This is a genomic window from Mycolicibacterium sp. lyk4-40-TYG-92 (genome assembly GCF_030209435.1).
Classification (GTDB): Bacteria; Actinomycetota; Actinomycetes; order Mycobacteriales; family Mycobacteriaceae; genus Mycobacterium.
This window is the reverse complement of the sequence record NZ_JARVRX010000009.1, coordinates 15,135-27,574: the sequence shown is the minus strand read 5'-3', so window position 1 is coordinate 27,574 and position 12,440 is coordinate 15,135. Positions and strand designations below refer to the sequence as shown.

Here is a 12,440-nt window from a genome sequence, read left to right as displayed (position 1 = left end):
AAATGAGAATTGGCGATTCGGCGAATTCTCATTTGACAGTGAAAATCACAGCGCGATGTTGATGGCTTTCGTCTGGGTGTATTCGGCAATGGCGCCCTCGCCGAGTTCGCGGCCCCAGCCCGATTGCTTGTATCCGCCGAACGGCAGTGCGGTATCGAACGCGTTGTGGCAGTTGACCCACACCGTGCCGGCCTTGATCTGCTGAGCCACCCGGTGTGCGGTCGAGACGTCGCGCGTCCACACGCTGGCGGCCAGCCCGTACGGGGTGTCGTTGGCGGCTTCGTGCACGCCGCGGTCGCGGTTGAACGGCACCGCCACGGCGACCGGCCCGAAGATCTCCTCCTGGTACACGGTGAAGTCGCGGTTGACATCGACCAGCAGCGTGGGCTGGACGTAGAAGCCCCTGTCGCCGTGCCGGCCACCGCCGACCAGCGCCCGCGCGCCCTGCGCGATGCCGTCGTCGAGGTAGCCGGTGACCTTGGTGAGCTGCTCACGCGAGACGAGCGGGCCGATGTCGTTGGCGGGGTCCAGGCCGGGGCCGATCCGCAGACCGGCGGCATGCTCGGCGACGCCCTGCGTGAACTCGTCGAAGATGGCGTCCTCGACCAGCAGGCGGGTGCCCGCGGTGCAGGTCTGGCCGTGGTTGAACAGGAATCCGCTGGCCACACCCGGAATCGCGGCCTCGAGGTCGGCGTCGGCGAACACCACCTGAGGGCTCTTGCCGCCCAGTTCCAGCGAGACCTTCTTGAGGTTGCCCGACGCGGCGTTGACGATCTTCTTGCCCACCTCGGTAGACCCGGTGAAGGCGACCTTGTCGACGCCCTGATGAGCCGAGAGGGCGGCCCCCACGTCACCGAAGCCGGTCAGCAGGTTGAACACGCCTGCCGGGACGCCGGCCTCGGCGATCACCTCGGCGAGCAGCACCGCGGTGAGTGGGGTCTGCTCGGCGGGCTTGAGGATGACGGTGTTCCCGCAGGCCAGGGCCGGTGCGACTTTGAACGCGGCCATGACCAGCGGGAAGTTCCAGGGGGTGATCTGGGCACAGACGCCGACGGGTTCGCGCAGCGTGAAGGCGTGGAACTTGCCGCCCGGCGCCCACGGCACCGACACCGGGACGGTGCGGCCCTCGATCTTGGTGGCCCAGCCCGCGTAGTAGTAGAAGATCTCCGCGGCCCAGGTGACGTCGACGGCCCTGGCGACGGCGACGGACTTGCCGTTGTCGATGCTCTCGAGCTCGGCGAACTGGTCGGCGCGGGCCGTGATGCCCTCGGCGATGCGCCAGATCATCCGCTGCCGCTCGGCCGGTGTCATGGCCGGCCACGGGCCGTCCTCGAACGCGCGGCGGGCCGCCCGTACCGACCGCTCGACGTCTTCGGCGTCGCTGTGCGGAACCGTCGTGATGACCTGCTCGGTGGCGGGGTCGACGGTGTCGAACCGCCGGCCGGACGCCGATTCGACCCACTGGCCGTCGATGTACATCTGCTGCGGACGGGAGATGAAGTCGGCGGTCCGCGGGTCCAGATCGGTGGTGAGCGTGACTGTCATGGAAATCATGTCTACGCCTTGATGTGGTGCGCGTCACCACTAATTCGGAATGGGTATTTCGCCAATTCCGATTCTCATTTGAAATGGCTTCGGCATTCTCATTCGGGCGGCCCGATAATCGCAGTTCGAGTTGATCCGACACGCCGGCGCAGGGGTTTACCCGATGGACAGGGGCCCGGATTCTCATTTGAAGATTTTGGATGTTTACCCGACAACGCTGTCAGGGCTGCCGGTGATCGGCTACCTTCCGACAAATGGGCCCCAGCCGAACCATCCGGAGCCGCTCGCCGGTCGCCGGACTTCAGCGCGCGCAGCTGACGTTCGCCCAGGTTCTCGGGCAGTCGGTGTCGGCGGTGGCGCCGTCGGCGGTGATGGTCACCCTGCCCGCGCTGGTGCTGCCGGCGGCCGGCCACACCACGATCGCGGTGTTCGTCCTGACCGCGCTCATGATGACCGCGGTCGGGTACTGCATCACGCAGTTCTCCACCCGGATGGTGGCGGTGAGCGGGCTGTACAGCTACACCGTCAAGGGCCTCGGCCCGGTTCCCGGTATCGCGGCGGGCTGGTCGCTGGTCATCGGCTACGCCGCGGCCGCGATGGCGAGTGCGCTCGGCGCGGCGAGTTATCTCGCGACGCTGTTGGGCCGCTTCGGGGTGCCGGCAGGCAAACCCGTCATCGCCGGCCTGGCCGTCCTGGTCGGCGGCGCCGCGCTGATCCTCATGGTGCGGGGCATCAGGCTGTCGGCGCGCATTTCACTGGCCGTCGAACTGTTCGCGATCGTCGTGGCCGGTGTGGTGCTGATGATCGCCTTCGGCGGGGCTGTCACCGGTAGCGCCGCATCTTCGAAAACCGTTGCGGACGCGCCACATTCCGCGCTGGGCTTCGCCCTGCTGCTCGCCATCACCTCCTATGTGGGCTTCGAGAGCGCCAGTACCGTCGCCCGTGAGGCGCAACGACCGTTCGTCACCGTCAGCCGGGCCATCCGCTGGACGCCGCTGGCGCTGGGTGCGCTGTACACCTTCGCCGCCGTCCTGCAGACCACCGGCACGATCCAGACCCGAACCGGGTCGACGCCCATCGTGCTGTCCCTCCCCGACTCGGCCGACACCTTGGCCGGCGCGCTGTCCGTCGCCATGGAAGTCGGCATCACCGCATCCTGGATCGCGTGCGTGATCGGTTCCACGACCGCGTTGTCCCGGACGCTGTTCGCGATGGGACGCGAGGGCCTGCTACCGGATGCCCTGGGCCACGCCCACCCGCGCTATCGCACACCGCATGTCGCGCTCAGCATCGCGATGCCGGTGATCGTCGCGGTACCGGTCGTCTACCTGTTCGCCGCGGAGTCCAGCCGCGACGTCCTCGTCGGGCTGCTCGCGGTGTCGGCCCACGGCTACATCGTGGCGTATCTACTGGTATGCCTGGCCACTCCGGCCTTTCTGCGCCGGATCGGCGAACTCACCACCGTGCCGCTGATCGTCGGACTGGCCACCGCCGCCACCATGATCGCCATCATCGTCTGGGCCGCGCTGACGGTGGCATCGCCGGTGTGGATCGCCACCGCGGTCTACTCCGCGCTGTTGGCACTGGGTTTGGCGGCATTCCTCGTCCGCCGCCGCCGGATCCCCGACCTGGCCGAGCGGGTCGGGGTGTTCGACGAAACCGTCGCCGGCGACGTGTTCGCCGACTACAACCCGTGGGAGGTGCGCCGGTGAGCCCCACCGACGGCGCGCTGTCCGGCCGCCAGCCCAAAGCCGTACAGAGCGCCCTTCAGGTGCTCGAGGCCGTGGCGCTGGCCGGCACGGGCGTCACCGCGAAAGACATCGCCGAGCACCTGTCCATGCCGTCGGCCACCACCTACCGGCTGCTGAACCTCCTTGTCGCCGACGGCTACATCGTGCGGCTACCGGATTTGTCGGGGTTCGCGCTGGGCCCGCGGATGGGCCTGCTGATCGACGCCGCGGTCTCCCCCACTGTCTGTACCAAGGCCCGCGAGACACTCGCCGAGCTGCGGCTGTCGGTGCGCTTCGGGGTGCACCTGTTCTACTTCACGAACACCTCGGTGCGCCTTGCCGACGCCGACGGCGAATACCCGCCGCCCGCAGACGAATCGGTGCTCAACCGGCACCTGCACGCCAGTGCCGTCGGCAAGCTGCTGCTCGCCGAGAAGCGCGATGCCGACACGCTGCTCGCTCTCGCGCCGGCAGCACTCACCGACCGCACCGTGACCTCGAAACCCGTTCTGGCCGAACAGCTCACCGAGGTCCGGGAGCGCGGCTACGCCACCCAGGCCGGGGAGCTCCGGGCCGATTCGGCGTGTGTCGCGGTGCCTGTCCGGTCCGCGACCGCGACATTGGTGGCCGCGGTGGCGATGTCCGGGCGGGCCGAGCAGGAGCAGCTCCTGCGGAAGCAGATTCCGGTGTTGCAGGACTGCGCAACCCAATTGGCGCCGCTGCTGGCGTGAAGCCGCTCAGAAGGGAATCGAAGCGATCATCGCCCCGGCCCCGGTGACCAGGCTCTCCTTCTTCAGCGTCGTGCCGAAGTACTTCGCGTGCGGGTCCACCACCACCCGCTGATCGTCGTGATGGAGCGCCAGCACCTCCCGAGCCAGCCTCGAGAACGGGAACTTCTCGGGCCCGCCGATGTTGATCACGTGGTTGCGCGGTGGCTCTATCGCGACCTCGGCCAGGTACGCCGCCACCTCGTCGGCCGCGATCGGCTGAATCAGCGCATCCGGCACCCGTACGTCGTGCTCGTCGCCTTCATCGGTGTCGGCCTCGACGACCATCGAATCGACGATGGCGCTTGCGAACTCGTGGAACTGCGTGGCGCGCACGATCGTGTAGGGCAGCCCCGACGACGCGACGATCCGCTCTTGCGCGACCTTGGCCCGCATGTAACCGCTGTCCGGCAGCTCCTCGACGCCCACGATCGACAGCGCGACGTAATGGCCAACCCCGGCGGCCCGTGCCGCGGCCACCAGATTGGTGGTCGCTGTGACGAAGAAATCCATCACCTCGTCGTCTTCGAAGGACGGCGAGTTGGTGACGTCAACGAGGGCGTCTGCGCCCGCCAGGGCTTTGGCGAGGCCCACGCCACTGAGCACGTCGGCACCGGAACGCCGGGACGCGGCGACCACGTCCTCGCCCTCCCGGGTCAAGAGGTCGACCAGTAGCTGCCCGATGAGGCCACTGGCCCCCATGACTGTCACCTTCACTGTGCCAACACCTTTCGCCGTCGCCACCCCGACTCGGGAGTCGGACACTCAGCCTATGTCGCCCAGCATGCCGAGGGGCGCGAATCCACACCGGCGATCCGCTGTCGCCAGCTACCTCGACCCGGGACACACCGTTTGCGGTATTGACGCTCGCGTCGGTACTGTGCGACAGTCGGCGGGGACGGATCAGGATACGCACAGCAATGCAATGCATCGGACGGTCAGTGTGCTAAATCGACTGCTTACAGTGCATCAATTGGTCGTTCTCCTGCAGTCGGCAAATCAAGTCGAGTTGCTGCTCACTGCGGCAGCCGGGACGGCGTCGATCGTCACAGCCGCACGAAGCCCCGCAGCTGATGTTGCTGGCCTCGGTCCGGAGCGCCGACACACAGACTTGTGCACCTGCCGGGACGGCGACACGTCGCACTGTCCCGCGCGCGATTCCCTGTGACGGCGTGCCGAGGTGGGGCGCGGCACCACCGGCACCGCGCCACCTCCGTCAGCCGCTGATCGCCTCGGCGACCTTCACCCCGACGAGCACCACGGCCACCAGCAGGTAACCGCGCAATGCGACCATGCCGGCCACGCGCAGCGGCGACCAGGCCGGCCGTTCCAGGGTGTCCAGCGCGGGCGTGCGGAAACTGTCCCGCTCCTGACTCCGCAGTGCCTTCCGGACGGCACGGTCGTCGGGCTGCTCGTCCAGATCCTCCACCTGCTCGGGGTCCAAGCCGCCCAGCTCCGCAGCGACCTCTTCGGCGGCCTGCCTCCGTCGCCTGCGCCGCGACCGCAGCGTCGCCCCCGCGATGGCGCCACCACCGAGCGCGCCGATGCCCACTCCGATCCCGAAGCCCCACTCGAGTTGTGCGGCAGTCAGATTCGGGAAGAACGTCGCGGCCGTCAGCGCGAGGGACAGTAGCACCAGGGCCCACACGATCACGCCGGCCATGATGTTCTGCCGCATGGTGTTGACCCACGGACCCAGCACCGCCTTGTCGTTGCACAGCAGGACCAGGAACACCGTCGCCGACGGCAGCAGTACCCCGGCCAGCGCCTGCACGCCCTGGGTGAGCAGCCCCAGCACGTGGTCCGGGCTGAACGACACCGCGGCCGCCATCGCGAGCAACGCCGCGTAGCCGAGATAGAACGCGGGCGCCTCGCTGATCTTCCAGTGCAGCGAGTGCCGCTTACCCAAGGTGTCGCCCAGCGCGTAGGTGGTGGCCAGGCCGACGGCGTTGGCCCCGATGAGCGACGCGTCCAGCAGCAGGATCGCGAACAGTGCGCCCGCGGTGGGCGACACGTGCCGGCCCAGCTGGTTCGCCACGTCACCGGCATCGGTGAAGTTGCCGGCCGCGGCGCTGCCGCCGAGCCCGAAGGCGGCGGCAGCCATGATCGCGACGGCACCCACCATCACCACGACGATGCCGATCCACAGATCGATCCGCTCGTAGCGAATCCACTTGGGGGTCAACCGCTTGTCGACGATGTTGGACTGCTGGAAGAACAACTGCCAGGGCGCGACCGTGGTGCCGACGATGGCCACGATCAGCAGCAGGAGCGTCGAGTTCAGGCCACCCGGGAATGACGGAATCAGCCCCTTGGCCGTCTCGGTCGCCGACGGGTGCACGATGAACGCCAGTGGAAAGATCACGATGTTGACCGCGATCAGCGCGAAAATGAAACGCTCCCAACGACGGAACGAACCGCCGGCCACCACGGCGAACAGCAGCACCGCCGCGAGCGGCACCGAGATCGGCTTCGGCAGCCCGAAGTAGCTCAACGCCATGGCCACCCCGACGAATTCGGTGACGATGGTCAACGCGTTGACGATGAACAGGTCGCCGACACTGAAGGCGCCCCAGAACTTGCCGAACCGCGCAAAGATCAGCCGGGCGTGCCCCACTCCGGCGACGGCACCGAGCCGGACCACCATCTCCTGGTTGACGTACAGCACCGGAATCAGCAGTGCCAGTGTCCACATGAGCGCCATGCCGTAGTTCTGGCCGGCCTGTGCGTAGGTCGCGACGCCGCCGGCGTCGTTGTCCCCGACCATGACGATGAGGCCCGGCCCCATCACCACGAGCAGCATCTTCAGGCGCTGCCACCGGCTGCGTCCCGTGGTGGTCTCGTCGGTGCGAATGGTGCCGAGCGCGCCGACTATGTCGCCGACGTGCGCGGTGTCGAGCACCGCGGTGCTCGGTGAATCACGTTGGTTTGCAGATGTTTCGCCGGCGGGGCGCGGGGTACGAGCGAAGAGGGCCATGTCGAGATTCCTCCCGGGAAAATGGCAGCACAGCGGGGGTCCGCCCACCGGAATCGGCGGGCGGACCGTGCGGCCGAACGGATCAGAAGTTGGGGTGCGCCCCGAGGGACGCCGAGATCACCGCGAGCGGTGTGTGCGACAACTGCAGGTTGTAGCGTTCCTGCGGCGTCAGGTGCGTGCGGGTGTGCACCAGCCGGGCCAGGCGGCGTACTGGAATAGCGCGAAATACGGTCATGACAGAGCTCCTGTCGGGTTCGGTCCCGCGGGCCTGCCTTGGGCAGCGTCGGTCAGACGGCCAAACCGCCAACAGGTCGGCAGGGCAGCAGGGATTTCACAGAATGCTGAATGTGCTTGAAATGAAGACGTTCTCGTTCCGGGCTGGAACTCGGACTATCGCCGGGTCTCATGTGGTCCCTCACCTCCTCGCCGCCGGGCCTCCGCAGAGGCAAACTTGTCAATGACAACACAACAGGGCGAAGGCGACCGCCGTCCAGACCGTCAAGGATCCGTCACGATTCGGCACCGCTCACACCCCTCTCGTCAGAGCTTCGGCACTGAACGACGTAATCCGCGGGCGGATAGCCACTTTGGGTAACCCCTTAATCCGGGGAGACCTGTCCTGACCCTGGGCGTCTCTCGACGTCGTCGGATCAGTGGCTTCTGTTCGTTCAGGAGCCTCGCCTAGCGAGGTGCTGACTTTTGGAAGATAGACCCGGCCATCGGGACTCGTCAAGTCGATTGATGGCCCTGGTGGCCGGGGGAACGCTCCGGATCAGTGACCGATGTGCGCGCCGAGCGATGCCGAGATCACCGCAAGGGGAGTTTGCGAAAGCTCGAGATTGTGTCGTTCCTGCGGGGTCAGGTGGGCACGACGGCGGACGAACTTGGCTACCCGGCGGACGGCGCCGGTACGAAAAACGGTCATGGTGCGCTCCTGTCAGCTCCCGCCGGCCGGGGTGTGCGGCCGATGGTCAGACCCTTACCCACCCATGACAGCACGCAAACGTGGTCAGAGCACCTGATCAGGCCGTCAACACCGTGTTAAGAATTCCGGTCGGTAGACGCCACTTCACCTGGGCATTGTCGCGGAGACGAAAGGCACGCGAGCCGCCTCGATTGTGGGGGCGCGCGGAGATCGCGTGTGCCCGCCCCGCGGGCCCCGCCGCCCAGGAATGGCGCTACGGCTGCTCGAGCCCGAAGATGCGGATGCTCTCGGCACGCATGTCGACCTTGCGGACCTTGCCGGTGATGGTCATCGGAAACTCGTCGACGATGTGCACGTACCGCGGGATCTTGAAGTGCGCCAGCCGATCCGCGGTGAATTCCCGGATGGCGGCGGCGTCCAGCGGCGCCGCCCCCGGCCGCATCCGCAGCCACGCGCAGATCTCCTCGCCGTACCGGGCGTCCGGCACGCCGATCACCTGGGCGTCCTCGATGTCCGGGTGCGTGTACAGGAACTCCTCGATCTCACGGGGATACACGTTCTCGCCGCCGCGGATCACCATGTCCTTGATGCGGCCGACGATGGCGCAGTAGCCGTCTGACCGCATCACCGCGAGATCGCCGGTGTGCATCCAGCCGTCGGAATCGATGGCCTCTCTGGTCTTTTCGTCGTTGTCCCAGTACCCGAGCATCACCGAATAGCCCCGGGTACAGAACTCCCCCGGTTCGCCGCGCTCCACCGTCTCGCCGGTTTCCGGGTTGACGACCTTGACCTCCAGGTGCGGATGCGCGCGGCCGATGGTCGCGGTGCGGCGGTCCAGATCGTCATCGATCAGCGTCTGGCAGGACACCGGCGAGGTCTCCGTCATGCCGTACGCGATGGCGACCTCGGCCATGTGCATGTCGGAGACGCAGTGCTTCATCACCTCGACAGGGCACACCGAGCCCGCCATGATGCCGGTGCGCAGGCTCGACAGGTCCCGTCCGGCGAACGACGGGTGGTGCTGCATCGCGATGAACATCGTCGGCACGCCGTAGACGCCGGCGCACTGCTCGGCTTCGATGGCATCGAGGGTGGCAGCCGGGTCGAAGCCGGGTGCCGGAATCACCACGCCCGCACCATGTGTCGTGCAGCCGAGCACACCCATCACCATGCCGAAGCAGTGATAGAACGGCACCGGAATACACAACCGCTCCCCCGCTCGCAGGTTGATGCCCTCCGTGGTGAAGTAGCCGTTGTTCAGGATGTTGCGGTGCGACAGCGTCGCACCTTTCGGGAATCCGGTTGTGCCCGAGGTGTATTGGACGTTGATCGGGTCGGTGTTGGCCAGCGTGGCAAGCCGGGCCGCCAGGGCATCGGCACCGACGGCCGCGCTGTCGGCACGCAACCGGTCCCAGTCCGCGCCGTCGAGGAAGACGACGTCGGTCAGGCCCGGAACCCGCGGCCGCACCTCGTCGATCATCGCCGCATAGTCGGACGTCTTGAACGACGTCGCCGAGATCAGCATGCGCATCCCGGATTGGCCCAGCGCGTAGGCAAGTTCGTGCACCCGGTAGGCCGGATTCACGTTGACCAGGATGGCGCCGATCTTCGCCGTCGCGAGCTGCGTGACGATCCACTGCGCACAGTTCGGTGACCAGATGCCGACCCGGTCACCCTTCTCGATGCCGCGGGCCATCAAGCCGCGCGCGATCAGGTCGACCTCGGCGTTCAATTCGGCGTACGTGTATCGCAGTCCCTGCCCACGGTCGACCAGCGCAAGCGTGTCGGGATAGGTCGCGACGGTGCGCTCGAAGTTGGCGCCGATGGTCTCTTCCAGGATGGGGGTGTCGGTGGGCCCAGCGTCGTAGCTCAGCATCAGTTCACCAGATCCTCGTAACGGTATTCCGATGCGATCGGGGTGCCGGCCGCATGCGCCTGATCTTCGCGCTTGCGCAGGTCAACGCGCCGGATCTTGCCGGAAATCGTCTTGGGGAGATCGCCGAACTCCACCCGGCGGACCTTGAGGTAGGGCGCCAGGTGGTCGCGGGCGAATTCCATGATCGACCGTGCGGTGTCTTTGTCCGCACTCCAGCCGGCAGCCAGGCAGACGTACGCCTTCGGCACAGCGAGCCGGGTGTCATCGGGCTGCGGTACCACCGCGGCCTCCACCACCGCGGGATGCTCGATGAGCACGCTTTCCAGCTCGAACGGCGACACCTTGTAGTCCGATGACTTGAACACGTCATCGGTGCGGCCGATGTACGTGATGTAGCCGTCGCTGTCGCGGGATGCCACGTCACCGGTGTGGTAGTAACCGCCTGCCATGACGGCCGCATTACGTTGGGGGTCAACGAGATAACCGGTCATCAGGTTCAGCGGCTCGGCGTTCAGGTCCAGGCAGATCTCGCCCTCGTCGGTGAGCGCACCGGTCACCGGATCGACCAGCACCACCGGCACACCCGGCATCGGCCGCCCCATCGACCCGGCCTTCACCGGCTGGCCGGGGGTGTTGCCGATCAGCAGGGTGGTCTCGGTCTGGCCGAAACCGTCCCGGATCGTCAGACCCCAGGCGTCCTGCACCTTGGCGATGACATCGGGGTTCAGTGGTTCGCCGGCACCCACAATCTCGCGCAGCCCTTCGGGTTTGGCGCCGAGGTCGGCCTGGATCAGCATCCGCCACACGGTGGGCGGCGCGCAGAACGTGTTGACGCCGGCGCGACGCAATTGCCCCATCAGCGTGGCGGCGTCGAAGCGGCTGTAGTTGTAGACGAAGATGGTCGCCTCGGCGATCCACGGCGCGAACACACAACTCCAGGCGTGCTTGGCCCAGCCCGGCGAGCTGATCGCCAGGTGGACGTCGCCCGGCTTCACGCCGATCCAGGCCATCGTCGACAGGTGCCCGACGGGGTACGAAACCTGCGAGTGCTCAACGAGTTTGGGCTTGCTGGTGGTGCCCGAGGTGAAGTAGACCAGCAGCGGATCGTCGACGTCGGTCACGGCGGTGAACGGACCCGCCGAAACCGCTTGATAGGCATCGGCGTAGCGGTGCCAGCCCGGTACCGAATCCCCCACGACGATCCCGGTGTACTGGCCAACGACGGACGCGAACTTATCGGTGTCGGCCACGTTGGTCACCACGAAGCCTGCCCCGCCGCGCGTGATCCGGTCGGCCAGGTCATCGGGGCCCAGCGCCCCGGTGGTCGGCATCACCACCGCGCCCAGCTTGGCGACCGCCAGCATCGACTCCCAGAGTTCAACCTGGTTGCCCAGCATCACGATGACGCGGTCGCCCTTGCCCACGCCCAGCGCCTGCAGCCACGTCGCCACCTGGTCGGACCGGTCGGCCATCTCCGCGAAGGTGTACCGCTGCTCGCCCCCGCCTTCTTCGGTGATCCACAGCGCCGCCTGCCCGGCCCGTTCGGGGCTGCGAGCGACGGCGTCGAACCAGTCGGTGGCCCAGTTGAACGTGCCGGTCAGCCGCGGCCAACTGAACGAATCGACGGCCTGCGCGTAGTCACCGATCGATACCACGAGCCGGTCCCGCGCCGCTCGGTACTGCTCAGTGTTGGTCGTGATCCCAGCGTCTGTCGCCATGAACGTAGGATCTACGTCACACCCATCCGCCCGCTACCCCCGAAAGAGGGTGCTGACCGTGACCACCGGCCCATCCCTGCTGCGCCCGCGCGACACCGATGCGGTGCGCGCTGAGCTGCGGCGTCTGGGCTCCGAAGGTGCGGTGCCGGTGATGTTCGGCGGCGAGGTGCATGACGACGCACTGCTGATCACCGAGTTCTACGGCACCCGCGGCGGCGGCCTCCGGGGGCTGACAGTGCGCTCGAGGTTCGGCCTCGGCGGGGCCAGCATGGCCTCGGGTCAGCCGCTCGCGGTGGCCGACTACCGGCACGCGCCGTCCATCACGCACGACTACGACATGCCCGTGCTCTCCGAGGGCATCCGATCGGTACTGGCGGTGCCCGTCGTGGTCGACGGCCGGGCTCGAGCCGTGCTCTACGGTGCCTACCGGTCCAGCGCACCGTTCGGCGGGCGGACCGTGGACCTGATGCTGGCATCGGCGCAACGTCTGTCGGACGAGCTGACGATCCGCGACGAGGTGGACCGGCGGCTGCGGCTGCAACAGGCCCAGGCCACCGACACTCCGGTGAACTCCGAACACATCAGGCAGGTGCACGCCGAACTGCGCCGGCGGGCGGCCGGCGGCCAGGCTGTCGCGCCCGGTGAACTTGCCGCCCTCGCCGACCGGCTGGCCGAGGCTCTGGCCGGCGGACCCGCACCGGCGGCCGGTCCGCTGAGCCCGCGCGAACTCGACGTACTCACGCAGATCGCGCTGGGCTGCACCAATACCGAAGCTGCCCAACGGCTTTCGTTGAAACCCGAGACCGTCAAGAGCTATCTGCGCAGCGCCGCAACGAAACTCGGCACCCACAGCCGGCACGAGGCCGTGTCGAAGGCGCGGCAGCTGCGGCTGATCCCCTGAC

10 protein-coding genes and 1 riboswitch are annotated in these 12,440 nt (G+C 67.4%); of the genes, 3 read left to right on the top strand and 7 right to left on the bottom strand.

Translation table 11 applies throughout. The features are described 5' to 3' along the window. Positions 1-45: 45 nt before the first annotated feature. Positions 46-1,545, bottom strand: a complete 1,500-nt coding sequence (locus QRN63_RS14665) for an aldehyde dehydrogenase family protein (protein ID WP_502888136.1) — start codon at positions 1,543-1,545, stop codon at positions 46-48. Positions 1,546-1,799: 254 nt separating this feature from the next. On the opposite strand from QRN63_RS14665, the gene QRN63_RS14660 reads away from it, so the two are divergent. Next, positions 1,800-3,257, top strand: a complete 1,458-nt coding sequence (locus QRN63_RS14660) for an APC family permease (RefSeq protein ID WP_285031464.1) — start codon at positions 1,800-1,802, stop codon at positions 3,255-3,257. Further along, on the top strand, positions 3,254-4,006 hold the full coding sequence (locus QRN63_RS14655; RefSeq protein ID WP_285031463.1) for an IclR family transcriptional regulator: 753 nt from the start codon (positions 3,254-3,256) through the stop codon (positions 4,004-4,006). Before QRN63_RS14660 ends, QRN63_RS14655 begins: the two co-directional genes overlap by 4 nt. A gap of 6 nt (positions 4,007-4,012) precedes the next feature. On the opposite strand, the gene QRN63_RS14650 is transcribed toward QRN63_RS14655, so the two are convergent. The 6 genes from QRN63_RS14650 to QRN63_RS14625 all read right to left on the bottom strand — a co-directional run bounded on the left by QRN63_RS14650 (position 4,013) and on the right by QRN63_RS14625 (position 11,520). Next, entirely contained in the window at positions 4,013-4,759 is a 747-nt protein-coding gene (locus QRN63_RS14650) for an SDR family oxidoreductase (protein WP_285031462.1), read from the bottom strand. Between the two features lie 499 nt (positions 4,760-5,258). Further along, positions 5,259-7,019 (bottom strand): NRAMP family divalent metal transporter, encoded by a 1,761-nt coding sequence (locus tag QRN63_RS14645; protein ID WP_285031461.1) that lies wholly within the window; start codon positions 7,017-7,019, stop codon positions 5,259-5,261. An 82-nt stretch (positions 7,020-7,101) separates the two neighbouring features. After that, entirely contained in the window at positions 7,102-7,254 is a 153-nt protein-coding gene (locus tag QRN63_RS14640) for a hypothetical protein (protein WP_267315746.1), read from the bottom strand. Positions 7,255-7,544: 290 nt separating this feature from the next. Beyond that, positions 7,545-7,715, bottom strand: a riboswitch (M-box (ykoK) riboswitch). Between the two features lie 76 nt (positions 7,716-7,791). Continuing rightward, positions 7,792-7,944, bottom strand: a complete 153-nt coding sequence (locus QRN63_RS14635; protein ID WP_285031460.1) for a hypothetical protein — start codon at positions 7,942-7,944, stop codon at positions 7,792-7,794. 253 nt (positions 7,945-8,197) lie between these two features. Next, positions 8,198-9,820, bottom strand: coding sequence for an AMP-binding protein (locus QRN63_RS14630; RefSeq protein ID WP_285031459.1), 1,623 nt, complete (start codon positions 9,818-9,820; stop codon positions 8,198-8,200). Further along, positions 9,820-11,520 carry an AMP-binding protein gene (locus tag QRN63_RS14625; RefSeq protein ID WP_285031483.1) on the bottom strand — a complete coding sequence of 567 codons (1,701 nt, stop codon included), beginning with the start codon at positions 11,518-11,520 and terminating at the stop codon, positions 9,820-9,822. The genes QRN63_RS14630 and QRN63_RS14625 overlap by 1 nt, the downstream gene beginning before the upstream one ends. Before the next feature lie 67 nt (positions 11,521-11,587). Between QRN63_RS14625 and QRN63_RS14620 the strand changes: the two genes are divergently transcribed. Then, positions 11,588-12,439 carry a LuxR C-terminal-related transcriptional regulator gene (locus QRN63_RS14620; protein ID WP_502888135.1) on the top strand — a complete coding sequence of 284 codons (852 nt, stop codon included), beginning with the start codon at positions 11,588-11,590 and terminating at the stop codon, positions 12,437-12,439. The last annotated feature ends 1 nt before the right edge of the window (position 12,440 follow it).